Here is a 24462-nt window from a genome sequence, read left to right as displayed (position 1 = left end):
TCAAGCCATTGCCATTTTAGCTGATACACAATAGCTTTGAAACATCTATTTAGCGTTCCAAAATAATTTATACTTACCTTTGCACTAATTTTTCTTTATAAATCTGAAATACAAAAAAATTGAGCACATTAATTGCGGCAGAAGGTTTAGGGCATGGTTATCATGACGAATGGTTATTTAAGAATTTAACTCTGGGTATCAACTCCGGGCAACGCGTGGCGTTGGTTGGTATTAATGGCGCAGGTAAGAGTACGTTGTTGAAGTTACTAGCCGAAAGGTTTCCTCCTCTTGAGGGTAAAATTGTAAAAAATAAATCCGTTAAAATTGGTTTTCTGGATCAGGAACCTCAGTTTTCTGAAGGTTTCTCTATTAGCGACCATATTTTTTCACTTGAAAATAAGCAGCAACAGCTCATTAAAGAGTACGAGGAATTAATTGAAAATCCTAATCCAGACGAAAAAACACTTAATCGTTTATACGAAGAATTAAGTGAACACAATGCCTGGGAATATGAACATGAAATTAAAACCATCCTCAACCGGATGGGAATTACTCACTTACAACAAAAAATTTCGACCCTCTCCGGCGGACAAAAAAAACGTTTGGCTTTGGCCAAGCTTTTAATTGAAGATCCTGAAATTCTGGTACTCGATGAGCCTACCAACCATTTGGACATTGATACCATAGAATGGTTAGAGAAATTGTTAACTACCGGACAGAAAACAATTTTATTGGTTACCCATGACAGGTATTTTTTAGATAATGTTTGCAATACCATTGTTGAATTAGATAGAGGAAAAATTTTCAACTACAACGGAAATTATGCTTATTTTTTAGAAAAGAAAGCTGAAAGAGAAGCTTTAGACGCTACTGTTTTACATAAGAACCAGCAGTTATTAAAGAAAGAATTGGAGTGGATGAGGCGTATGCCACAGGCCCGTGCAACAAAATCTCAGGCCAGGATTGATGCTTTTTATGATTTGGAAGAAAAAACAAAGAAAAAGGTTGACAATCAGAGCGTTACCCTTAAAATTAAAATGTCTCGGCAGGGAGGTAAAATTATAGAACTGGAACACATTAATAAAAGTTTTGAGGGTAGACCGATCATTAATGATTTCAGTTACACTTTCAAAAAAGGAGACCGCATTGGTTTAGCCGGAAAGAATGGTACAGGTAAATCAACACTTTTAAATATTATTACCAGTAATTTAGAGCCAGATCAGGGCAAAGTTGATACTGGTGAAACAACCGTGTTTGGATATTATAAACAAGGTGGCTTAACTTTCGATCCTAAAGAGCGGGTAATTGACATCGTAAAATCAGATGCTGAATATATTAAGATGGCTGATGGTTCAGTTATTACTGCTTCTGCCCTATTAACACTTTTCCTTTTCCCGCCTAAAAAACAACATGGAATGGTGGAGAAGTTAAGTGGCGGTGAAAAAAAGCGTTTAAACCTAATGAAGGTGTTGATGCAAAATCCTAACTTCTTGATTTTAGATGAGCCTACAAACGACTTGGACATCGACACCCTAAATGTACTGGAAGAATTTTTAGAAAATTTTCCTGGAATTTTGATGTTGGTTTCTCACGACAGGTATCTACTCGATAAGATGAGCGATCAGCTTTTTATTATGGAAGGAGAAGGCGTAGTTAAAATTTATAATGGAAATTATTCGGAGTACCGTTTAAGTTTGGAACAACCCAAAAGCAAGCCGGAAACTAAAAAAGCTTCTGCTCCTATTTTAGAACAGCCACCTGTCAAAGCCGCAAAAAAATTAAGTTTCAAAGAACAGAAAGAATTAGCAGAAAGCGAAAAAGGCATAGAAGAAACGGAAGAAAAAATAAAGCAATTAACGAGAGAATTAAATAGTATTAATGCTTCTGATTATCTTAAAATTCAGGATATATCTTTAGAAATTGAAAACCTCCAGGCGCTATTAGATAATTATACCATGCGCTGGTTGGAACTTTCGGAGTAAGATTTTCCATACCATATAAATGTTTCACGTGAAACATTTATAGCCTTTAATGCTGATTTTTTTTCAGCATGCTAAAAATTGAGTTATCAAAATAAAATTGTTTCACGTGAAACAATTATAAAATACAAATAAAATGTTTTCAAAATATGATTTGATTGTGGTTGGTGCAGGTCATTCAGGTTGTGAAGCTGCTGCTGCTGCTGCCAATCTAGGATCATCAGTTTTATTAATAACCATGAATATGGGCACCATCGCCCAAATGAGTTGTAACCCCGCCATGGGTGGCGTTGCCAAAGGACAAATCGTTCGCGAAGTGGATGCTATGGGCGGTTACTCAGGTATAATTTCTGATAAATCGACCATACAATTTCGTATGCTCAATAAATCCAAAGGACCAGCGATGTGGAGTCCGAGAGCACAGATTGATAGAATGCGTTTTGCAGAAGAGTGGCGTTTAGCATTAGAAAGGACCCCAAATCTTGACATCTGGCAAGATAGCGTAATTGGGTTAGTAGTTAAGGATAATACTGCATACGGTGTTAAAACCTCATTAGGCATAGAGATAGAAAGTAAAGCCGTGGTATTAACCAACGGAACTTTCTTAAACGGCGTCATGCACATTGGAGAAAAGAAATTCGGTGGAGGAAGAACAGCCGAACGGGCATCTACCGGCATTACTGAACAACTTGTAGAACTAGGTATGGAAGCTGGCAGAATGAAAACTGGTACTCCGCCCCGGGTTGACGGAAGAAGCCTCAATTATTCTAAAATGGAAGAACAATGGGGAGATGAAAATCCTGGGAAGTTCTCGTATACAGATACAGAAGTTTCAACCGATCAACGTTGTTGCTGGATTACTTATACCAATGAAGAAGTACATGAAACTTTAAAAGAAGGATTTGAAAAGTCACCCATGTTTACTGGTCGCATCAAAGGCTTAGGTCCGAGATACTGCCCTTCCATTGAAGACAAAATTAACCGCTTTGCGGAGCGGGACAGACATCAGATTTTTGTTGAACCTGAAGGATGGAATACCTGCGAAATCTACGTCAATGGTTTTTCAACTTCTCTTCCAGAGGATGTACAATTTAAAGCACTAAGATTAATCCCAGGTTTCGAACAGGCAAAAATGTTCAGACCAGGTTATGCCATTGAGTACGATTTTTTTCCCCCTACCCAATTATCTTTAACACTGGAAACCAAACTAATCAACAATTTATTCTTAGCAGGGCAGATCAATGGAACCACAGGTTATGAAGAAGCTGCCTGTCAAGGTTTCATGGCTGGTATAAATGCACACCAAAAAATCACAGATAAGCATGAGTTGATCATGAAAAGATCTGAAAGTTATATCGGGGTTTTAATCGATGATCTGGTAACTAAGGGAACAGAAGAACCTTACCGCATGTTTACATCAAGGGCTGAACACCGTTTATTGCTGAGACAAGATAATGCAGATATCCGTCTCTCTCCTATCGGGCATGAGCTTGGTCTAATCTCTGATGAACGCCTGGCGAAAGTAAATCAAAAAGTTGCAGATGCCGAAGCTTTAGTAAAATTTACCAAAAGCCAGGGGATCGAAATGGCAGATGCAAATCCAATGCTTGAAAGTTTAGGCTCTAGTGCGCTAAATCAAAATGTAAAGATTCACAGTTTGGTAGGCAGGCCTCATGTTGGTTTACAGGATATTATCAAAGTGAGTAAACCATTAGCAGAAATTACTAAAGCATTAAGTAAGGAAACTATTGAACAAGCAGAAATTAAGATTAAGTACGAAAGCTATTTTGAGAAAGAAAATGAAATTGTAGCTAAAATGCTAAAAATGGAAGATAAGGAAATTAAGTCAGATTTTGATTATAACAAAATCGTATCCATCTCAAAAGAGGCGCGTGAAAAATTATTTAAAATAAAACCCCGTACTTTAGGTCAGGCTTCAAGAATTTCAGGTGTTTCACCGTCGGATATATCGGTTTTAATGGTATATATTAATAAGTAATTGATAATCAGACATTTAACATAAAAAATTTTTACTTTAAATAAAGCGATTTAAGAAAGAAAAAAACTTTTTTGATATCAGTAATCCAAAAAGTATAAAAGTCCGTCAGAACGATTAAAATATGCCAAATCTAAAAAATCATTATTTTAAGCTTAAAAATTTAACGGTTGTGGTTACGCTACTCCTATTTTTTGGTTGTGCCAGTATGCAAACGCCACAAGGCGGGCCAAAGGATACCAAGCCGCCAAAGGTTTTAAGCATGACTCCAAAAAATCAGACGAGAAATTTTACTGCTAAAAAAATCGTGATAGAGTTCGATGAATATTTTAATCTGAAAGATGAGTTTAAAGAATTTTCAATTTCTCCCGATCAGGAAAAAGTTCCGGAGTTAAGAAAAAGACAAAAACGATTGGAAATTATTCTCAAGGATTCTCTGGAAAAAAATACTACTTATACCTTAAATTTCGGAAAGTCTATAGCCGATGTGAATGAAGGAAATGTCGTTAAAAATTTATCTTATGTTTTTTCTACAGGACCAGAAATCGATTCATTATCCATTAGTGGTAAAGTAATCAATTCGCTAAGCGATGAACCTGAAAAAGAAGTTACCGTATTTATTTTACCTTTAGAAAGAGATACAATTTTCGGAAAAAAACGCCCATCAATATATACCACAACCGACAGTGCAGGCACCTATAAACTGAGCAACCTCAGAAAAGGTACTTATAAAGTTTATGCCGTTAAAGAAAGTACCGGAGGTGGCGATAAGATATACCAACAGATATCTGACGAGGTTGGATTCATAAAAGAACCAATTGTAATCGATAAAAACCTGGAGAACATCAACCTGCAGATATTTAAAGAACTGGCACCGGAATTCCGCGTATTAGACCGAAAACTGAACAATGATGGTAGTATATCAATCATCTTTAATCAGCAGCTTAAAAACCCTAAAATAATAGTTACCGATCCTCCGGCAGTAGATGCAGGGAAGTATGTTCACTTTACCAAAAATAATGATACCGCTAAAATTTGGCTGAAAGATATGAGTTTCGATTCAGTAAAGGTAGCTATTGAGGATCAGGGAAAGCTATTGCAGACCTTAAACTTTACAAGAGGTAAAAAAGATACTTATACACGTGAGATTACCATTTCTGATAACTTATCAGGCGGCAAATTAAATCCTTTCCAGCAGTTAAGCCTCACTTTTCCTTTTCCGGTAACTGCTGCAGATCCATCTAAAATTACTCTTCTGGAAGATTCAGTAAAAAGAACAAATTTCGAAGTGGTGAAAGATAGTATAGATTTTCTTAAATACTATATCAGGTATCCATGGAAAAGTAAAAGAAATTACGATCTAAAATTGGGTTCCGGCGCTTTCACAGCCATATTTAATGCCAAAAATAAAGACATAACGAAACGTTTTACGCTTGAAAATCAAGATGCTTATACTACCCTGGTATTAAATGTAACTGTACCGGATACCTCAAAAAGATATGTGGTGCAGTTCCTAAATGAAAAAAAAGAAGTTGTAAAATCTTTTCCGGTTAGCCAAAACACCAAAGTTATTTTTTCTAAGTATCCGGCAGGAAAATATATGCTCAGGGTTATTTACGATGAAAATAAAAATGGCATCTGGGACACGGGAAATGTCAGGGAAGGATACCAACCTGAAAAAGTATGGTATTTAAAGGCATTAATGGATTTAAAACCCAACTGGGAACGTGAAGATCCGTTGGTGATACCATCGCCTAAAAGTGATTAAAAATAGCCGTCACCCTTATCTGTAGCGCAGCGGTAAACAACGCATTTAATTCATTTCAGGGTCTTAACAGCAACAAAAGATGACGAAAACTATTGGCTAAACCATCCCGAATACATGATATAATTATCAGGCAATTTATTCAGTAAAGCCCTTTGCTCTTCCGTAATGGGCTTTATTTTTTTTGCAGGTGTACCCGCATATAAATAACCGGTTTCGCAAATCGTATTTTCCAGTACGACAGATCCGGCAGCTATGATACAATACTCTTCTATCACCGCATGATCCATTACAATGGCACCCATACCGATCAAAACATGATCCCGAACGGTACAACCATGTACAATAGCATTATGCCCAACAGATACCCTGTTACCAATATGTGTGGAAGCTTTTAAATAAGTAGCATGAATTACTGCACCATCCTGAATGTTTGATTCATTTCCGATCGTAATGGCATTTACATCGCCTCTGATCACGGCATTAAACCATACGGAACATTTATCTCCTATTACCACATCACCCACAATCGTGGCATTCTCTGCAATGAAATTATCTTTTCCTATTTCAGGGCATTTATCTTTTACGGGCAGTATTAAAGGCATAATATCTATTTTACGTCACCCTGAAACAATTTCAGGGTCTCTAAAGGATTATTTATATAGCTTGTCAGATGTTGAACTAAATCCGATAGCAATCGGATCAGTATAAAGATATCTTCTAAAAAACAGTATCTACCAGTTCATTAGCATGCTCCGGATAATCTGTGGTATAATGTAACCCCCTACTCTCTTTCCTCTGCATGGCCGATTTTATCACCAGATAAGCCGTCTGAATGACGTTTCTCAACTCGCAGAGTTTAACTGAAACTTTATTCTTTTTATAAAACTCCTCTGTTTCCTGATGAATTAAAAACAAGCGACGATGTGCCCTTTCCAGACGGAAATCAGAACGTACAATACCTACATAATCGCCCATGATCTTTTGTAACTCTCTCAGGTTATGCGTTACCAGTACATCCTCGTTACTTTGCGTAACCCCTTGCGAATCCCATTCAGGAATGTGATCGGGAATAATATTATTTTTAAAATTTTCTACAGCGTCCTGATAGATCCGGTGAGCAAATACCGTGGCTTCCAGTAAGGAATTGGAAGCCAATCGATTAGCGCCATGTAAACCGGTTGAAGAACACTCTCCGCAAGCATATAGATTTTTAATGGAAGAACGACCATACTCATCCACCAGGATACCGCCACACATGTAATGAGAGGCAGGTGTAACCGGTATATAATCTTTCGTCATATCAATGCCTATTGATAAACATTTAGCATATATATTAGGAAAGTGTTTTAATATATCTGCTTTCTTTCGCATGGTGATATCGAGATAAACAAAATCGTCTCCTGATTTTTTCATTTCATTGTCTACTGCGCGCGCTACAATATCACGCGGTGCCAATGATTTACGCTCATCATACTCGTGCATAAATTCTTCGCCATTCTTACGTCTTAAAACGCCCCCAAAACCCCTCACCGCTTCAGAAATCAGGAATGATGGATACTCTCCGGGATGATATAAAGCAGTTGGATGAAATTGAATAAACTCCATATTTCGTACTTTTCCCTTTGCCCGGTAAACCATGGCCATGCCATCGCCTGTGGCAATAACCGGGTTTGTGGTGGCCGAATAAACATGCCCGGCACCACCTGAAGCCATCACAGTCACATTTGCCACAATCTTTTCCACATCGTTAAGCTCTGTATTAAAGGCATATATGCCATAACAGTTAATATCTTCAGTACGTTTATCCACAAACTCACCCAGGTGGTGCTGGGTAATTAACTCCAGTGCGAAGTAATGTGTTAATATCTCTATGTTGCTATTCTTATGAATTTCAGTTAACAAAACCCGCTCAATCTCATACCCGGTAATATCTTTATAGTGCAAAACGCGATGTTCTGAGTGCCCGCCCTCTTTAGCCAAATCGTAAAAACCGGCATTGTCCTTATCGAAGTTTATACCATAATCAATGATCTCCTGAATACGCTGAGGCCCCTCTTTTACAACGATTTCCACAATTTTTTGATCACATAATCCGTCTCCGGCAATTAGAGTATCTTCAATATGTTTCTCAAAAGAATCACCTTTATCTACCACTACTGCAACACCGCCCTGAGCGTATTTTGTATTTGATTCATCTTCGTTCGATTTGGTTACAATTAAAACCTTACCAAACTTAGCTGCCTTAAGTGCAAAACTCAAACCCGCTATACCTGAACCAATTACCAGAAAATCTACTTTCTTCATTAATAAAAAACATTTACTTTATCCACGATGTTAACAACTAGTTAATAAATGTTAGCGTTGTGTCTAAATTATCCTAACAAATAAATTTGAATGTTTAAAGCTACTCTAAAAACACAATTTGCCACAATCTTTTGCGCAATTTTTAAGCAGCTTTATACAAGTAATTAACTTTTTCCCCACTTATAAACAATTAACATTCCAGTATTGATAAAAATTGAGCGAATTTTCGATAGCGCTGAAAATCAAATCTATAATATTAGATAAATGTAATCTAAATGTTAGTAAACAATTAATAACTTATCTAAACGAAAGAAATTTCTAAAATTGCCAACAATATTAACACACTAATAAACAAACAAGAATTATTTATTTAAAATAACTTATTAATTATTGAGACGTGGAAAGCTTTATCTTTGACCAACGTCAACATTCAAAAAAGGAAAATTTAAAAATGAACATAGATGTCTTAGAAGAAATCAATAAAAAAGGTTTCGCAGAAGAAGAGATTGACCCTACGCTCGATCTTTTTGTTGAGATTGAGAAACTAAAAAAAGAAAAAAATGCCATAATCCTTGCGCATTATTACCAAGAACCTGATATACAGGATATTGCTGATTATATTGGAGACAGTTTAGGCTTATCACAGGAAGCTGCAAAAACAGATGCTGATGTAATCGTGTTTGCCGGTGTGCATTTTATGGCTGAAACAGCAAAAATTTTATCTCCTAACAAAACTGTTTTATTGCCGGATGTAAAAGCAGGTTGCTCATTAGCAGATAGTTGCCCACCACATTTATTCAGGAAGTTTAAAGAGAAATATCCGGATCATCTGGTCATCACTTACGTAAACTGTACAGCTGAATTAAAGGCTTTGAGTGATATTGTTTGTACAAGTACGAATGCAGTACAGATTGTAGAGAGTTTACCTAAAGACCAAAAAATAATATTCGGACCAGATCGGAACTTAGGAGCTTACGTAGCCAAAAAAACGGGACGCGATTTGGTATTATGGAATGGCGCCTGTATGGTACATGAAATTTTTTCGCAGGAAAAAATCACAAAACTGAAAGAACGCCATCCGAATGCTAAATTTATTGCACATCCGGAATGTGAAGAAGTGGTTTTGAAAATGGCTGATTATATTGGTTCTACTACCGGACTTTTAAAATATACCATCACCAACCCTGCTACAGAATTTATTGTGGCTACCGAAAGTGGAATTATCCACCAGATGGAAAAGGCAAATCCGACAAAAACATTTATTCCGGCACCGCCGAACAACAGTTGTGCCTGCAACGATTGCCCCTACATGAAAAGAAATACTTTAGAAAAACTATATTTATGTATTAAAAACGGTCTGCCTGAGGTAACTGTTCCTGAGCATATTATAGAACAGGCGCGTAAACCCATCCAAAGGATGCTGGATATTTCGGCAGACTTGGGCTTGTAAAACCCATCTAACCTGACAGGTTTTTAAGAACGTGATAGGTTTATTGAAATTATTTATGGAAAACAACAATATCCTTAAAAATTATTCAGGCTTATTATGGCTTTTGGCGGGTATAACTGCCGGAAGTATTGTGGGCTTAATTTTTGGAAAAAGTGTTGAAAGTATTAAACCGTTAGGGGATATATTTTTAAACCTGTTGTTTACAGCGGTTATTCCACTGGTATTTTTTGCGGTTTCTTCAGCCATTGCAAATATAGACAGGACAAAAAAATTAGGAAAATTATTAACCATTATGGTTTTGGTATTTCTTTCCACCGTACTTATATCTGCAATTTTAACTTTATTTGCGACATGGATCTTCCCTATCCATCAGCAATTGGGAAATGCTACGTTATCGGCTGAACCTGAGAAAATCCAGTCGTTTGGTGAACAAATGACGCAACTTTTAACCGTTGGCGAATTTTTCGAGATCGCAAGCAGGAAAAATATGCTGGCGCTAATTATTTTTTCCGTGTTAGTAGGTTTTTCAACCTTATATGCTGAAAATCAAGGTGAAGGCTTTAAAAAATTTTTGGTCTCAGGTAATGAAGTGATGAAAAAACTCATCATTTTGATTATGAAATTAGGTCCGGTCGGTCTGGGTGCTTATTTTGCCTACCAGGTTGGGGTATTTGGTCCACAACTTTTTGGAACTTATGCCAAAGCTTTGGGTTTGTATTATGGCATCGGCGCATTTTATTTTATTGTTTTTTTTACGTTGTATGCTTTCATAGCTGGTGGATTTAAGGCGATAAAAGTATTTTGGAAAAATAACATCGTACCTTCTTTAACTTCTATCGGAACCTGTAGCAGCATTGCTACGATTCCGGCAAACTTGGAAGGGACTACAAAAATGGGCGTGCCGGCATACATTACCAATGTAACAATTCCTTTGGGATCAACTTTGCATAAAGATGGATCAAGTATTAGTTCCATTATAAAAATTGCCGTTGTTTTTGCCATTTTTGGTAAAGATTTGGTGCATGTGGATACGATTATTTTGGCGTTTGGTATTACCGTATTGGTAAGTGTTGTTGAAGGTGGGATACCAAATGGCGGTTATATAGGCGAATTATTGATGATTTCGGCTTATCAGTTGCCACCCGAAGCCTTACCACCTGCTATGATTATCGGAACTTTGGTTGATCCCATGGCTACTTTGTTAAATGCCACGGGTGATAATGTTGCAGCCATGTTAATTGCCAGGTTTACCGAAGGGAAAAACTGGATGGAGAATAAGAATCTGTCATCCTGACGAAGGAAGGATCTGCTGCTATGAAGCCATTGTTTTCAGGCAAAGATTCTTCGCTGTGCTCAGAATGACGGTTAAATTTTTAAAAATAAAATAAGGCTTTGCCTTTAAATATAACTTATGTTTGAAAATAAAGAACGCACAAATATCAATGAATTAGGTGAATTTGGGTTAATAAAACACCTGACTACCAATTTTAAAATTAGAAACAATTATTCGGTAAAAGGAGTTGGTGATGATGCAGCAGTTTTAGATGCCAAGGGAAAACAGACCTTAATTTCGACCGATTTATTATTGGAAGGAATTCACTTCGATCTGGCTTATGTGCCGTTGATGCACCTGGGTTACAAAGCTGTACAAGTAAACCTGAGTGATATTTATGCCATGAACGGAAAGGCAAGTCAGATTACCGTTTCACTGGGTTTGTCGAGCAAATTTCCGTTAGAAGCGGTGGAAGAAATTTATAAAGGCATTGAACTGGCCTGCAATAAATATAATATCGATTTAATCGGGGGTGATACCTCATCAAGTAAGCAAGGTTTAGTGATTAGTATTACCAGTATTGGTTATGCTGATGCTGATAAAGTGGTGTACAGAAATGGTGCGCAGGAGCATGATCTGTTATGCGTTTCCGGCGATTTGGGCGGCGCTTATTTAGGTCTGCAGATTTTGGAAAGGGAGAAATTGATCTATCTGGAAAATCCACAGATCCAACCAGATTTGGAAGGTAAAGATTATATCATCGAACGACAATTAAAACCGGAAGCCAGGATGGATATTGTGGCATTATTGGAAGAAATGGATATTAAACCGACATCTATGATCGATGTTTCGGATGGTTTGGCCTCAGAGATTTTGCATCTGGCAGAACAATCAGATAAAGGAATGACCATTTACGAAGAGAAAATTCCTTTAGATCCCATGACCTATGAAACCGCACGTGAATTGGGAATTGATCCAACGGTTTGTGCACTAAGTGGTGGCGAAGATTATGAGTTGTTGTTTACCATTAGCCAGGATGATTATAAAAAACTCAAACATGACGTAGATATCACGGTAATCGGTCATGTAACGGATAAAAATTCAGGTTGCAAAATGGTTTCCAAGTCAAATAATGTACACGAGCTTAAAGCCCAGGGCTGGAATGCTTTTAAGAAATAAAAATTTGGCCGTCATTCCCGCGCATGCGGGAATCTTAATACGCTTGTGTTAAGATTATCTTCGATGAGCACTCCGTGGTTCCCGTCCGATAGCCATCGGATCGGGAATGACGATAAATTGTAGATACAAATTGCAGAAAGCTACTATATATATTGATTTTCAAAAACCGGAAGGCTTCTTTGTACAAATTATAAATCCTGATTTTCATTCAGATCCAGATACTTTTTATCAATCTGCTTGGTAGCTTTCGCCCCTAATTTTTTAATCTTTTCTGAAGTATTGGCTAAATTTCCGGCACCGGCCGACAATTTATTAATGGCTTTGTCGTAAGCATCCTGTCCATTTTTAATATGTTTCCCAATATTTTCCATATCAGCTATAAAACCTACAAACTTGTCGTACATGCTGCCGCTTAAACGGGCAATTTCCATCACATTACGGTTTTGACGTTCTTGTTTCCACATGCTGGCGATGGTGCGTAGGGTAGCTAACATGGTAGATGGGCTTACAATTACCACTCTTCTATCCCATGCAAAATTGAAGAGTTCCGCATCCTTTTGTACTGCAATGCTAAAAGAAGATTCGATAGGAATAAACAATAGAACAAAATCAGGAGAATTGATTTTATATAAATCCTGATAGTTTTTTGATGAAAGTTCCTGAATATGATTCTTAATGGAGACCAGGTGCTGTTTTAAATAGCCTTCACGCTCTTCATCAGTTTCTGCTGATACCGATCGTTCATATGCTACTAAACTCACCTTGGCATCAACAACAAGATGTTTATCATCCGGAAGGTCTATTACCACATCGGGTTGATAACGGCTACCTTCAGCAGATGCATATGAAGCCTGGATTCGGTATTCCTGATCGCGCACTAAACCTGATCGCTCCAAAACCTTTTCCAAAATAATCTCTCCCCAATTTCCCTGTTTTTTACTGTCGCCTTTTAAAGCCCTGGTTAAATTATTGGCGTCTTCCTGAATAAGTTTACTTTGGATCTGTAATTCTGAAATTACACCTTTTAGTATATTTCTTTCATCTGACTCTGCTTTGTAAACCTTTTCCACCTTATCTTCGAAAGCTTTGATATTTTCTTTCAAAGGATTGAGGATAATATCCAGATTAGTCCTGTTTTGTTCAATAAATCTGGTGGACTTTTCTTCCAGAATTTTATTGGCAATTAATTCGAAATCTTTGTTCAACTTTTGTTGAGACTGCTCATAACTTAATTTTTGTTCTGCCAGTTTTTCCTTTTCAGCCAGGTAGAACGACCTCGTACTTTCCAGCTCACGGTTGGCATCAGCCAGCCGATCGCGCTCAGCTTGTAATTCATCAATTAAGCGTAGTTGTTCTTCTTTAAGCAAAGCGGTGATATGCTCTTTTTCAGCAGATAAATTGGAAACGCGTTCATCGGCTTTGGCCAAACTGATTTTTAACGTTTCATTTTCAATTTTCATCTTTTCAAAATCTTCTAAGGAAACGATGGATAGCGATGCCTGAGGTTTCTTTAGCAATAGAATAACCAGAACAATTAAAATTACAATTAGTAAAGTAATACCAACGATTTCCATAATGATAAAAATTTTAGCAAAAATGAAGATTTAAATAGATATACCAAAAAAAATTAGTCAGTTTTAACCGTAAAAAACCGTAAAAATTATTTATCATTGGATATTAGTATTTTAAAAATGAACGCTTTAACCATCCTTATCTCCTGCCCTGATCAGGTGGGTTTAGTTACCCATATTACCCGGGTACTGGCTGCACATCAATTGAATATTATTGCCATGCGCGAGTTTGTAGATGAAGCTAATAAAGCATTTTTTACCAGGATTGCCTGTACCGGAAACCTGGAATATCCAGAAAAATTAAAGGAGGAACTGTTAGAAAATTTACCAAATGCGGCAAAAGTGAATTTAATTACCAAACAGGAAAAGCAGGTTGCTGTCCTGGTTACGAAAGAGTATCATTGTTTGGCAGAAATACTGATTAAAAACCAGTTTAAAACTTTAGGTGCAAATGTTCAATGTGTTATTGGCAATTACGAAAGTCTGAGGGATTTTACCGAGAAACTAGGTATCCCTTATTTTTACGTAGATCATAACAATAAGGATAAGAGTGTATTCGAGGATGAAGTAAAAAACATCATTAATCAATTTGAGATAGATTATCTGGTATTGGCCAAGTTTATGCGTATTCTTTCCGCTGATTTTGTAAAGGATTATGCGGGTAAAATCATTAATATCCATCATTCCTTTTTACCAGCTTTTATAGGTGCCAACCCTTATCGCCAGGCTTTTGAACGTGGGGTAAAAATTATTGGAGCTACCGCACATTTTGTTACCGATAATTTAGATGAAGGGCCGATTATTACCCAGCATACCACTCATGTGGACCATAATTTTGGGGTGAAGGAAATGGTTCGTGCCGGTAAAGAAATAGAGAAAAAAGTTTTATTGGAAGCATTAGAACTGATTTTTGAAGATAGGGTTTTTGTAAGCGGGAATAAAACGGTGGTGTTTAAATGACGTAAGATGTAAAATGGATGATGGAAATGTAATTAGCTCTTTCCGCTGTCATCTACAATCCTGAAGGCATGGAAGGGTCTTTAAAGAAAACAAAAGTCTGCGTCCTTTGTGCTTTTCCTCGATATTCTCTGGTGGTAAAAAAACAGCTATAATTTATTTAACAGCAAATCCGCTACATCTTCTCCGGTTTGTGAGCCAATGGCAATACCCATACCGTTGCACCTGGTTGCACAAAATACATTTGGACGGATTTCTTCGATAAAGGGCTCTAATGTTTTACCAAAAGCCATAATGCCACTCCAACGGTAATCGATCTCGTAGGGGATTGCTGGTAAAATTACTTCTTTTAGTAAATGCTCAAGTGCCGATTGTACTGGTTCAGTTTGGCCAAAAATAGCAGTTTCTTCTGCTTTAAAATCAATGTTCCGGCCACCGCCCAATAAAATTCTGTTATGAATATTCCTGAAATAGTAATAACCTTTATCATAATGGAAAGTACCCGCTATCTTTAAATCTTTAATGGGTTTGGTAATTAAAACCTGGCCGCGGCCAGGGCTGATATCCACTTCAGGATATAGACCTTTGACAAAGGCATTGGTAGTCAGAATTAATCGTTTAGATGAAAAATTTCCATTTTTGGTAATCAGGCGGAAACCTATTGATTCTTCTTCAATCCGATCTACATTGCAATTGTTAAAAATACTGATGCCAAGTTGTTGCGCATACTGAATTAAAGCAGACATCATTTTACCGCTATCAATCTGGGCTTCATATTGATTTTCGATTAAACAACCTACACCATCGAAACCAAAGGAACTGATTTTTTTATTATTTAAACGAAAAGCATTGGATCCGACAATGTCATCCACCAGAAGGTTAAAATGTTCAATTTTGGATACACCCTGTTCGGTCGAAAGACTGTCTTCTTTTTTAAATAGTTCATATCCTCCCATGCATTGATAATCAATGGTATTATCGCTCAGTAAATGGCGTAGTTTGAGCAAACCTTTCCACCGTTTTTCGATCAGCATTGCAAGGCGATCGCTACCGATCATTTCCTCTTGCTCAATGAGTTCAGAAATGCTTCCAAAACAAGCAAAACCAGCATTTTTTGTACTTGCGCCTGTAGGTAAAAATCCCTTTTCAAGTATGACTATCTTTAGGGAAGGAGCCGTTTTTCTAAGGTGGATGGCAGCGTTTAATCCTACTATTCCACTGCCAATCACAATTGCATCATAATTACAAAAAAATGATTCTTTTTCCCAGTATGAATGTTTGGTTGGCATCGTATAAATGTACTGTTTTTTAAACTTTAAATAATATGGGAACGCTTTTTGATATAGGCTAAATGAAAAACATACAAAAGAAAATGGGAGTTTATTTAATATTAATCATCCCGGTATTATTGCTGAGCATGTTTGTACAATGGCGGTTTAGAAACAAGTTTTCCAAGTATGCCGAAATGCAATTAAGCTCTGGTTTATCGGGCAAAGAGGTAGCAGAAAGAATGCTGCATGATAATGGAATATACGATGTGAAGGTGATGAGTACCGAAGGACAATTAACAGATCATTACAATCCATCAGATAAAACCGTGAATTTAAGTACAGATGTATACTATAGCCGGAGTGTAGCGGCGGCGGCAGTAGCGGCTCATGAATGTGGCCATGCAGTGCAACAGGCAAAATCATATCACTGGTTACAATTAAGAAGCAGCATGGTTCCTGTGGTAAGCATATCATCTAATCTTTTGCAATGGGTATTATTAATTGGTGTATTGTTAATAGGTTTCACCGGAAACCCGATTGTTTTGGCAATTGGTGTAGTGGGATTAGCATTGGTAACCATATTCAGTATCGTTACGCTACCGGTCGAATTTGATGCCAGTAACCGTGCCTTGGCCTGGTTAAAAAATAATAGTGGAGTTATGCAAACACAGGAAGAAAATGCACAGGCGAAAGATGCACTTTGGTGGGCAGCCATGACTTATGTGGTTGCGGCTGTGGGTGCATTGGCCAATTTATTATATTATGCATCGATGCTTTTTGGAAGAAGCAGGGATTAGAGAATCTCCATTATGAAATACAACGCGGCCGGGAACATCATCCTGGCCGTTTCTGGTTATTACCGGATCATCAGCTGATCCGATAGCTGCCGAATTCATATCATCTTTTCCAACAAGATAGACCCTGAAATAAATTCATTGACTTATTTAAAATATCTATTTGGAAAGCAGGTTTGATGACAGGATGAAAATTTCGGTCCCCGTATATGCTTCTAATAATGAAAATATCGGCATCCAGCTACAATCGTCCGCTTGATACTGGCTAAATGGTATGTTGTACTATTTGGGATCAGATTAGAAGAGCTTACACGCCACGCTGTTAAACCTTTAAAATTGGCAGAAACACTGCAATTTAAACCTGATTGGCGTGAAAAGCCCGCAGCGAGGACTTGAAACAAAAGCAGGACTAACACTTAAAATAAAAAACTGAAATTGCTTTTCTAAAAACTGAATATTGGTTTTGCGCTTCTACTACGCTTAAGATGAAAAAATAAGGAAAGATTAATTTAATTTATAAGGAGCTATTAATTGAAACTCAGGAATATCAACATCGAATTCAGAGCCATCAATATCACGTTTCATCAGATAGGTACCTTTCATGCTGCCCATATCGGTTTTTAGGTTACAGCCTGAAACATATACGTGCATTTCTCCTGGTTGTATAATTGGTTGTAAGCCTACAACACCCTCACCTTCTACCTCTCTTTTGCTGCTGTTCGAATCGAAAATTAACCATTGGCGGCGCATCAATTGAACGGCGTAATCAGAAAGATTGGAAATTTCCACACGATAGGCAAACATATAATGTTCGTTCGCCGGATTTGAATATTCTGGCTGGTACACGGTTTCTACTGAAACCTTAACACCGTCTGTAATTGCTGTAACCATGGTAATAACGAATTTAAGAAAAAACTTTCAAAAATCAAGCCAGTACACTGGTAGCGTCATAGTTGGCGAATTTTTCTGCCACTTCTTCTAAAATGCTATAAATGTTGTTGATGTCTGATTCAGCAACTAATCGCATCCGATACGGTTTAAAATCTGGCAGACCTTTGAAATAGTTGGCATAATGCCGGCGCATTTCGAAAATACCGGTTTTAGGGCCTTTCCATTCCAGTGATTTATCTAAATGTGTACGGCAAACCTCAATTCTTTCTTCTATGGTTGGTCCGGCTAAGTGTTTTCCAGTTGTGAAGAAATGTTTTACTTCGCGAAAAATCCATGGATAACCAATTGCAGCACGACCGATCATGATTCCATCTACCTCGTATTCCATACGCCAATTAGCTGCTTTTTCAGGACTATCTACGTCACCATTGCCAAAAATTGGGATTTTTATACGGGGATTACGTTTAATTTCACGGATTAAACTCCAATCTGCCTCTCCTTTGTATAATTGTGCCCTTGTTCGGCCATGAATGGTCAATGCCTGGATACCTACATCCTGAAGTCGCTCGGCAACTTCGTAAACATTTTTAGTATTATCATCCCAGCCCAGGCGGGTTTTTACGGTAACAGGCAAATGCGAAGCTTTAACAACAGCATCAGTCATCTTTACCATTTTATCGATATCCTGAAGCAAACTAGAACCTGCACCTTTGCAAACCACATTTTTTACCGGACAGCCGTAATTAATATCAACCAGATCAGGGCCTGCAGCAGAAGCAATTGCTGAAGCTTCGCGCATGTGTTCGATATCACCACCAAAAATCTGGATGCCGATCGGTCTTTCATATTCGAAAATATCAAGTTTTTGCAAGCTTTTTGCGGCATCACGGATCAAGCCTTCCGAAGAAATAAATTCGGTATACATCATGTCTGCCCCGTTTTTCTTACATACGTAACGGAACGGCGGATCACTTACATCCTCCATTGGAGCCAGTAATAACGGGAACTCACCTAAATCTATATTTCCTATCTTTACAGACATTTTCTATCTTCAACGATTAATAAAACATACAAAGGTACAAATAATGAATTTTGTAACACCTAAACACGGGGAAATCAATCCTTTCCTGCAATTACTTTTACTTTTATTTTACGCAGTTGCCGGGGCTTTTGTTTTCGGTATCATTGGACTCGTAATCTGTATAGCCATGTACGGAATGGGTTTGGTGAGTAATTTCGACCTGCTCTTATCAGGTAATGCCAGGTATGTTTCTGGTTTTAAGGTTATACAGATCTTAAGTTCAATAGGTACATTTATTTTACCATCACTTGCCCTCGCTTTAACAGAAAGAATAAAAATAACAAGGTTTTATAACTTTAAACAACCCAAGATTTCACTGCTTTTGCTGGTGGTCGTGATTATGATTGTGAGTATGCCGTTTATGGAGTGGACAGTAATCTGGAATCAAAAAATGGCTTTACCCAACTTTTTGAAAGGAATTGAGGCGTGGATGAAGGAAAAAGAAGAACTGGCAGCAAAAATGACCATTCAACTGATCACGGTACGCAGCAATTTCGATTTTGTGGTCAATCTGGTCATGATTGCAATTTTACCTGCCATTGGTGAGGAGTTGATGTTCAGAGGTGGTGTACAGCGTTCATTGGCACGCGCCTTTGGAAATCCGCATCTGGCGATCTGGCTTTCGGCCGTCATTTTTAGTACCATCCATGTCCAATTTTATGGTTTTGTACCTCGGTTGTTACTGGGAGCTGGTTTTGGCTACCTGTATTACTTTAGTGGCAGTATCTGGTATGCTATGTTTGCGCACTTTTTGAATAATGCCTACGCGGTTTGTGCGGCTTTTTATATGCAAAAACACCATATGCCACTTGATAAAGCTGATGAACCGATCGGTTTTACTTGGTATGGCTATTTAATTAGTGCAATAATTACCATAGCTTTGTTTAAATTTTTTAAAGATAGCGCATCAAGTGAGCGAAAATTGGGTTAAAGTATACACCACCAGCAATGCCTTTGCGGCAGAAGTGTTAAAGCAGGGATTAACAGAAGCCGGCATCCCGGCGGTTACCATAAATAAACAGCTCTCGGCATATAATATTGGCGAAATAAATGTTTTGGTGAATAAGGTAGATTTCAATAAAGCCATAGAATACATCGTTGAGAACGAAATTGAATAGTGATCATGACCTTAAACCTTACACCTTTTACCTCTTACCTTAAATGAAAACCAGGGCAATAACCGCTTTCTTTTTTACCATCGTCATGCTTGGCTCTATCTTTTTGGGGAGTTATGCATTTACAATTTTCTATCTTATTCTAAGTGTTTTATCCTTATTCGAATTTTATAAGCTGATTAAAAATGCCGGCATCAGGCCGCATCGAAACATAGGCTTAATGGCAGGATCCTTAATCTTTTTAATGGCCGCAGGCCTGCATTACTTAGAATATGATGTTAAATATCTGTTGCTTTGTATCCCGCTAATTTTCTCGGTTTTTATCACCGAGTTGTATAAAAAAAACAAAATACCTTTTGCCAATATCTCCTATACATTTGTTGGCTTTGTTTATGTTACCATTCCGTTCTGTTTTTTCCATGCGCTGGGCTTTTTAAAAAACTGGAATGAATATAATTTTCATTTACCGCTGGCATTTCTGTTAATGCTCTGGGCAAATGATACCGGTGCTTATCTTTTTGGCGTAAAATACGGTAAACGAAAACTGTTCGAACGTCATTCGCCGAAGAAAAGCTGGGAAGGATTTTTCGGAGGGATGTTCACCAGCATTTTGGTTGCTTTTGGTTTGTCTTTTCTGTTTACCGAAAACCAGGCTTGGGTTTGGATGGGTATGGCTGTGTTAATTGCAAGTTTTGGCACATTGGGAGATTTAGTGGAATCGATGCTTAAACGCAGTTTAGATACCAAAGACAGTGGGGGTTTGCTGCCAGGGCATGGCGGTTTGTTAGATCGTTTTGATGGCTTATTATTGGCTGCGCCGGTAGTTTATGCGTATTTATATCTGATTTTGTATTAAAAACAAAAGAAATTTTAGCCGCAGATTGACGTAGACAAACTCAGATTTGATGGCTGTTTTTAAGCCTAGCTAATTATAGTCGCCTTAACCAGAATAAATGATTACATCTGTAGTGCGATTGTGCTTTAGCCGATACAATCGCTATTTTAGCTAATCCTCGTAAACGAAGGCTATGATTTTTTATTGATGTATCTAATTGGAAGCAACCATAACATGATATGTTCTCTCTACCTGCTGGCCTGTTTTGCTTTTTATCTGTTCTGTTTTGTTAACCATATTTTCAATTGTAAAGCCGGCACTTTCTAGTAACTTTTTTACTTTTTCAACTTCATAAAGCGTAAAACCATAAGATGTAAATGGAAGATTTTGCATAAAGCTTTTATCGGCAAAGCATAAAGCAAGGATCCCGTTAGGCTTCAAAGTGCGTTTTATTTCGTTAAGGTATCCGCTTGGATTTCTCCAGAAATAAATGGTATTGACGGTGAAAATTTTGTCGAACTGATGATCATGGAAACGCAAACTATTTCCATCTGTCAGTTTGAATTGAACATTTCCCTGTGTTAAAAACTCCTGATTGATTTTTTCAGCTTCGGCAATAATCGTCTTTGAAATATCTGCGCCGTAATACTTTAGGTTTTCTGCTTTTGATAATAGCTGAGCAATGTGCCCACCGTTTCCGTGGCCAATTTCTAAAACATTTTCATTGTTTTTGAGATCTAATGCATCAATTGCAGAAGTAGTCATGCCGATGTTGCTCGCATGCATCATCTCCCCTGTTTTAATACCATGTTCGCCTTCGGGACAGCCCAATTGGTACGCAATATTTTTTAACTCTTCTTCCGAATGCTGGTGTTCCATGATCAAATCTAAAGATTTAAACCTGATCTTTTTTATATCACTTTAGCAAAAATTTATAAGATTATTTAATTACCTGAACGGGCTTTTTGTTTTCATCAATGGCTACAAAAGTAAAGTCGCCATGTACGGCCAGTTCTCTTCCTTCGGCATACATCTGTTCGATATAAATTTCTACGTTAACTTTTAAACTGGTGTTACCCACATGGCTTACCTTGCCAATAAGCTCTACAATGGTACCTGCCGGAATCGGTTTTTTAAAATCGATCCGATCGCTGCTCACGGTAACCATAATCTGGCGGCTAAAACGGGTTGCGGTAATAAAAGCAACTTCATCCATTAAATGCATGGCAGTGCCACCAAAAAGCGTATCATAATGATTGGTTGTATTCGGAAAAACGGCTTTAAAAATACTGGTTTTTGAGTTTTCTATTCTTTCTGATAATGTCATGGCGGTAAATATAGGGTGAGTAAAAAGCTTTGACAACTTTCTGATCAGAAAGTTGTCAAAGTTGAGATGAGGATAAAAAATTAATCAGGAAAAATCTCATCCAATGCTTGTAGAAGGGCAATCTATTTCACAATGACGGCCTTCGACAAGCCACTATTGACAAAATCCAATAGTGCGTTCGTCATTCTCGCGCATGCGGGAATCTTAATGTGAGTGCTTTAAGATTCCCAATCAAGTTGGGAATGACGATTTCTTAAGGAACGTTACCTAGTAAAATTTATCTGTCAATCCTATTGATTTATACATTAAAAATCAGATTAATTCACCTGAAGGTTCGCTGAAAGTACATCTTCGGTTTTTCGCATCTCTTTTGCGGCTTCCACCATTTCGATCAATGCTTTTTTGGTTTCGTCCCATCCGCGTGTTTTTAAACCACAATCGGGATTTACCCAAAGCTGTGTTGAAGGAATAACAGCTTTCGCTTTTTTGAGTAACTGAACCATTTCTTCACGTTTAGGAACCCTGGGAGAGTGGATATCGTAAACGCCCGGTCCAATCTCATTTGGATATTTAAAATCGGCAAATGCGTCTAATAATTCCATCTGTGAGCGTGAGGTTTCGATGGTAATCACATCTGCATCCATATCGGCAATGTTTTGGATGATATCGTTAAACTCCGAATAGCACATATGGGTGTGGATCTGCGTATCGTCTTTCACACCACTAGCTGAAATTTTAAAGGCTTTCACTGCCCAGTTCAGGTAGTCTTGCCAATCAGCTTTGCGCAAAGGCAGACCTTCTCTAATGGCTGGCTCATCAATCTGAATGATTTTAATCCCTGCATTTTCCAGGTCGCATACCTCGTCGCGGATAGCCAGGGCAATCTGTGTACAGGTTTCTGATCGTGGCTGGTCATTTCTTACGAACGACCACTGTAAAATGGTTACCGGACCTGTCAACATGCCTTTCATGTATTTAGAGGTAAGCGACTGCGCATAAGCCGTCCACTTTAACGTCATGGGTTTTGGGCGCGAAACATCACCAAAGATAATTGGTGGTTTTACACAGCGTGATCCATAGCTCTGTACCCAACCATTTTTAGAGAAAGCAAAACCATCAAGCTGCTCACCAAAATATTCAACCATATCATTGCGTTCAAACTCACCGTGAACCAAAACATCCAGATCGATTTCTTCCTGCCATCTTACTGCTTTTTCAGTTTCTTTTGCAAGGAGATCATCGTATTCCTCAACAGTGAACGTTCCGTTTTTTAATTTTGCCCTCCAGCTTCTTACCTCTGTGGTTTGCGGAAACGATCCGATGGTAGTGGTGGTATAAATGGGCAGATTAAGCTCCTGTTGCTTGATTTTTCTACACGGAAATGGACTCAGACGTTGAGCATCCTGCTCTTTTAAGGCCAAAACCCTTTGTTTAACGGTAGGATTATGGATGATTTTAGAAACTTTACGGTTAGCAATGGCAATCTTATTTTCTTCGAGTTTTTGCAGGGTAGATGCAGGGCTTTCGTTGGTGATCAGTTTTTTTAAGGTAACTAGTTCTGCAATTTTTTGCTTTGCATAGGCCAGCCATTGTTTAATTTCTGCAGATAAAATTTTCTCGTTGGTTTCATTCTCCAGATCAACAGGCGAATGGATCAATGAACAAGATGGAGCAATCCAGACTTTATCTTGGCCTCTTCTTTCTATAACCTGATTGATGATTGAAAGAGATTTCGAGAAATCATTTTTCCAGATGTTTCTTCCATCTACCAAACCTAAAGAAAGAATGGTATCTTCTTTTAACGAAGCTAAAACATCACCTAATTGATCTTCTGCGCGTACCAGGTCGATATGTAAAACATTTACAGGCAATGAGGTCGTTAATGCTAGGTTGTTGCCTAGTCCTTCAAAATAAGTAGCTAAAACAATTTTTAACCTTGGAAAAGCTTTCCGGATTTCTTTATAGGCATATTCATAAGCTTTTTTATCTTTATCAGTAAGATCTAAAGTCAAAAATGGCTCATCAAACTGGACATACGCTACATCCAGCGCGTCTAAACGTGATAAAATCTCTATATAAACCGGAAGGAGGTTTTTAATCAGGTCTATTTTTTCAAAACCTGCTTCTTTTTCCTTACCCAACAAAAGATAGGAAACCGGACCGATTAGGACAGGTTTGGTATCAATTCCTAATTGCTTTGCCTCATAAAACTCATCGATAATTTTGGTAGAGAAAAGTTTAAAAGGTTGGTTTTTGTAAAACTCAGGCACAATGTAATGGTAATTGGTATCGAACCATTTGGTCATTTCCATCGCTACCACATCCAGCCCTTCTTTTTGGCACCCTCTTGCCATCGCGAAATAAAGATCAAGTTCCTCATTTCCTTTTCTCAGGATCACCTCGTTGTACCTTTTTGGGATGGCTCCAAAAATTAGGGAATGATCGAGGACATGATCATAAAAAGAAAAATCGTTTGATGGAATCACATCAATACCGGCTTCTTTTTGCTGTTTCCAATTTTCGTGGCGAATGTTTTTGCCCACCTGCAGTACATTTTTGTACCCAGTTTTATCTGCCCAATAATTTTCGCAGATTTTCTTTAATTCCCTTTGACTACCTATTCGCGGATAGCCTAGATTTTGCGTTAGCATCTCTCTTAAAGATTAAGTAA

General features: G+C 37.8%; 20 protein-coding genes. 11 read left to right on the top strand and 9 right to left on the bottom strand.

What is annotated here, in order from left to right; translation table 11 throughout:
* The first annotated feature begins 119 nt into the window (after positions 1-119).
* From ACK1I8_RS18480 to ACK1I8_RS18470, 3 genes are all read left to right on the top strand, one after another.
* Positions 120-1982: an ABC-F family ATP-binding cassette domain-containing protein gene (locus ACK1I8_RS18480; protein WP_412466764.1), complete on the top strand. Its 1863-nt coding sequence runs from the start codon at positions 120-122 to the stop codon at positions 1980-1982.
* A 133-nt stretch (positions 1983-2115) separates the two neighbouring features.
* Positions 2116-3978, top strand: a complete 1863-nt coding sequence (mnmG, locus tag ACK1I8_RS18475) for a tRNA uridine-5-carboxymethylaminomethyl(34) synthesis enzyme MnmG (protein WP_412466763.1) — start codon at positions 2116-2118, stop codon at positions 3976-3978.
* 121 nt (positions 3979-4099) lie between these two features.
* Positions 4100-5743 carry an Ig-like domain-containing protein gene (locus tag ACK1I8_RS18470; RefSeq protein ID WP_412466762.1) on the top strand — a complete coding sequence of 548 codons (1644 nt, stop codon included), beginning with the start codon at positions 4100-4102 and terminating at the stop codon, positions 5741-5743.
* Between the two features lie 89 nt (positions 5744-5832).
* On the opposite strand, the gene ACK1I8_RS18465 is transcribed toward ACK1I8_RS18470, so the two are convergent.
* Both ACK1I8_RS18465 and nadB read right to left on the bottom strand, forming a co-directional pair.
* On the bottom strand, positions 5833-6345 hold the full coding sequence (locus ACK1I8_RS18465; protein WP_412466761.1) for a gamma carbonic anhydrase family protein: 513 nt from the start codon (positions 6343-6345) through the stop codon (positions 5833-5835).
* Between the two features lie 115 nt (positions 6346-6460).
* Complete coding sequence (gene nadB / locus ACK1I8_RS18460) at positions 6461-8047, bottom strand: L-aspartate oxidase (protein WP_412466760.1); 1587 nt, start codon at positions 8045-8047, stop codon at positions 6461-6463.
* A gap of 397 nt (positions 8048-8444) precedes the next feature.
* On the opposite strand from nadB, the gene nadA reads away from it, so the two are divergent.
* The 3 genes from nadA to thiL all read left to right on the top strand — a co-directional run bounded on the left by nadA (position 8445) and on the right by thiL (position 11949).
* Complete coding sequence (nadA, locus tag ACK1I8_RS18455; protein WP_412466759.1) at positions 8445-9497, top strand: quinolinate synthase NadA; 1053 nt, start codon at positions 8445-8447, stop codon at positions 9495-9497.
* 55 nt (positions 9498-9552) lie between these two features.
* Complete coding sequence (locus ACK1I8_RS18450) at positions 9553-10791, top strand: dicarboxylate/amino acid:cation symporter (protein ID WP_412466758.1); 1239 nt, start codon at positions 9553-9555, stop codon at positions 10789-10791.
* Between the two features lie 117 nt (positions 10792-10908).
* Positions 10909-11949, top strand: a complete 1041-nt coding sequence (gene thiL, locus ACK1I8_RS18445; protein ID WP_412466757.1) for a thiamine-phosphate kinase — start codon at positions 10909-10911, stop codon at positions 11947-11949.
* Between the two features lie 188 nt (positions 11950-12137).
* On the opposite strand, the gene rmuC is transcribed toward thiL, so the two are convergent.
* Positions 12138-13523, bottom strand: coding sequence for a DNA recombination protein RmuC (rmuC, locus tag ACK1I8_RS18440; RefSeq protein ID WP_412466756.1), 1386 nt, complete (start codon positions 13521-13523; stop codon positions 12138-12140).
* Positions 13524-13640: 117 nt separating this feature from the next.
* Here rmuC and purU point away from each other — a divergent pair, with 117 nt between their 5' ends.
* Complete coding sequence (gene purU, locus ACK1I8_RS18435; protein WP_412466755.1) at positions 13641-14480, top strand: formyltetrahydrofolate deformylase; 840 nt, start codon at positions 13641-13643, stop codon at positions 14478-14480.
* 146 nt (positions 14481-14626) lie between these two features.
* On the opposite strand, the gene ACK1I8_RS18430 is transcribed toward purU, so the two are convergent.
* The gene (locus ACK1I8_RS18430; RefSeq protein WP_412466754.1) at positions 14627-15766 is read right to left on the bottom strand and encodes an NAD(P)/FAD-dependent oxidoreductase; all 1140 of its coding nucleotides are present in this window, start codon (positions 15764-15766) and stop codon (positions 14627-14629) included.
* 83 nt (positions 15767-15849) lie between these two features.
* Between ACK1I8_RS18430 and ACK1I8_RS18425 the strand changes: the two genes are divergently transcribed.
* Positions 15850-16545 carry a zinc metallopeptidase gene (locus tag ACK1I8_RS18425; protein ID WP_412469392.1) on the top strand — a complete coding sequence of 232 codons (696 nt, stop codon included), beginning with the start codon at positions 15850-15852 and terminating at the stop codon, positions 16543-16545.
* A 501-nt stretch (positions 16546-17046) separates the two neighbouring features.
* On the opposite strand, the gene apaG is transcribed toward ACK1I8_RS18425, so the two are convergent.
* Together apaG and dusB are read right to left on the bottom strand one after the other, a co-directional pair.
* Positions 17047-17433, bottom strand: coding sequence for a Co2+/Mg2+ efflux protein ApaG (gene apaG / locus ACK1I8_RS18420; RefSeq protein WP_412466753.1), 387 nt, complete (start codon positions 17431-17433; stop codon positions 17047-17049).
* 34 nt (positions 17434-17467) lie between these two features.
* On the bottom strand, positions 17468-18475 hold the full coding sequence (gene dusB, locus ACK1I8_RS18415; RefSeq protein WP_412466752.1) for a tRNA dihydrouridine synthase DusB: 1008 nt from the start codon (positions 18473-18475) through the stop codon (positions 17468-17470).
* 43 nt (positions 18476-18518) lie between these two features.
* On the opposite strand from dusB, the gene ACK1I8_RS18410 reads away from it, so the two are divergent.
* The 3 genes from ACK1I8_RS18410 to ACK1I8_RS18400 are packed head-to-tail and all read left to right on the top strand — an operon-like array spanning position 18519 to position 20485.
* Positions 18519-19445, top strand: a complete 927-nt coding sequence (locus ACK1I8_RS18410; protein ID WP_412466751.1) for a CPBP family intramembrane glutamic endopeptidase — start codon at positions 18519-18521, stop codon at positions 19443-19445.
* Complete coding sequence (locus tag ACK1I8_RS18405; protein WP_167354688.1) at positions 19426-19632, top strand: putative signal transducing protein; 207 nt, start codon at positions 19426-19428, stop codon at positions 19630-19632. Before ACK1I8_RS18410 ends, ACK1I8_RS18405 begins: the two co-directional genes overlap by 20 nt.
* A gap of 43 nt (positions 19633-19675) precedes the next feature.
* Positions 19676-20485 carry a phosphatidate cytidylyltransferase gene (locus ACK1I8_RS18400; protein WP_412466750.1) on the top strand — a complete coding sequence of 270 codons (810 nt, stop codon included), beginning with the start codon at positions 19676-19678 and terminating at the stop codon, positions 20483-20485.
* Positions 20486-20677: 192 nt separating this feature from the next.
* Here ACK1I8_RS18400 and ACK1I8_RS18395 read toward each other — a convergent pair whose 3' ends face one another.
* The 3 genes from ACK1I8_RS18395 to metE form a co-directional block, all read right to left on the bottom strand.
* On the bottom strand, positions 20678-21343 hold the full coding sequence (locus tag ACK1I8_RS18395) for a class I SAM-dependent methyltransferase (RefSeq protein ID WP_412466749.1): 666 nt from the start codon (positions 21341-21343) through the stop codon (positions 20678-20680).
* A 61-nt stretch (positions 21344-21404) separates the two neighbouring features.
* Positions 21405-21791 (bottom strand): acyl-CoA thioesterase, encoded by a 387-nt coding sequence (locus tag ACK1I8_RS18390; protein WP_412466748.1) that lies wholly within the window; start codon positions 21789-21791, stop codon positions 21405-21407.
* 317 nt (positions 21792-22108) lie between these two features.
* Positions 22109-24442, bottom strand: coding sequence for a 5-methyltetrahydropteroyltriglutamate--homocysteine S-methyltransferase (gene metE, locus ACK1I8_RS18385; protein WP_412466747.1), 2334 nt, complete (start codon positions 24440-24442; stop codon positions 22109-22111).
* Between the last annotated feature and the right edge of the window lie 20 nt (positions 24443-24462).

This window comes from Pedobacter sp. KLB.chiD, assembly GCF_047040275.1.
GTDB lineage: Bacteria > Bacteroidota > Bacteroidia > Sphingobacteriales > Sphingobacteriaceae > Pedobacter.
The sequence above is the reverse complement of the archived record's forward strand: the minus strand, read 5'-3'. Positions and strand labels throughout refer to the sequence as shown.

Coding starts and splice junctions, on each gene's coding strand:
- mnmG (WP_412466763.1), top strand. CDS start 2,116: ATGTTTTCAAAATATGATTTGATTGTGGTTGGTGCAGGTCATTCAGGT.
- ACK1I8_RS18470 (WP_412466762.1), top strand. CDS start 4,100: ATGCCAAATCTAAAAAATCATTATTTTAAGCTTAAAAATTTAACGGTT.
- ACK1I8_RS18465 (WP_412466761.1), bottom strand. CDS start 6,345: ATGCCTTTAATACTGCCCGTAAAAGATAAATGCCCTGAAATAGGAAAA.
- nadB (WP_412466760.1), bottom strand. CDS start 8,047: ATGAAGAAAGTAGATTTTCTGGTAATTGGTTCAGGTATAGCGGGTTTG.
- ACK1I8_RS18450 (WP_412466758.1), top strand. CDS start 9,553: ATGGAAAACAACAATATCCTTAAAAATTATTCAGGCTTATTATGGCTT.
- thiL (WP_412466757.1), top strand. CDS start 10,909: ATGTTTGAAAATAAAGAACGCACAAATATCAATGAATTAGGTGAATTT.
- rmuC (WP_412466756.1), bottom strand. CDS start 13,523: ATGGAAATCGTTGGTATTACTTTACTAATTGTAATTTTAATTGTTCTG.
- purU (WP_412466755.1), top strand. CDS start 13,641: ATGAACGCTTTAACCATCCTTATCTCCTGCCCTGATCAGGTGGGTTTA.
- ACK1I8_RS18430 (WP_412466754.1), bottom strand. CDS start 15,766: ATGCCAACCAAACATTCATACTGGGAAAAAGAATCATTTTTTTGTAAT.
- ACK1I8_RS18425 (WP_412469392.1), top strand. CDS start 15,850: ATGGGAGTTTATTTAATATTAATCATCCCGGTATTATTGCTGAGCATG.
- apaG (WP_412466753.1), bottom strand. CDS start 17,433: ATGGTTACAGCAATTACAGACGGTGTTAAGGTTTCAGTAGAAACCGTG.
- dusB (WP_412466752.1), bottom strand. CDS start 18,475: ATGTCTGTAAAGATAGGAAATATAGATTTAGGTGAGTTCCCGTTATTA.
- ACK1I8_RS18410 (WP_412466751.1), top strand. CDS start 18,519: ATGAATTTTGTAACACCTAAACACGGGGAAATCAATCCTTTCCTGCAA.
- ACK1I8_RS18400 (WP_412466750.1), top strand. CDS start 19,676: ATGAAAACCAGGGCAATAACCGCTTTCTTTTTTACCATCGTCATGCTT.
- ACK1I8_RS18395 (WP_412466749.1), bottom strand. CDS start 21,343: ATGGAACACCAGCATTCGGAAGAAGAGTTAAAAAATATTGCGTACCAA.
- ACK1I8_RS18390 (WP_412466748.1), bottom strand. CDS start 21,791: ATGACATTATCAGAAAGAATAGAAAACTCAAAAACCAGTATTTTTAAA.
- metE (WP_412466747.1), bottom strand. CDS start 24,442: ATGCTAACGCAAAATCTAGGCTATCCGCGAATAGGTAGTCAAAGGGAA.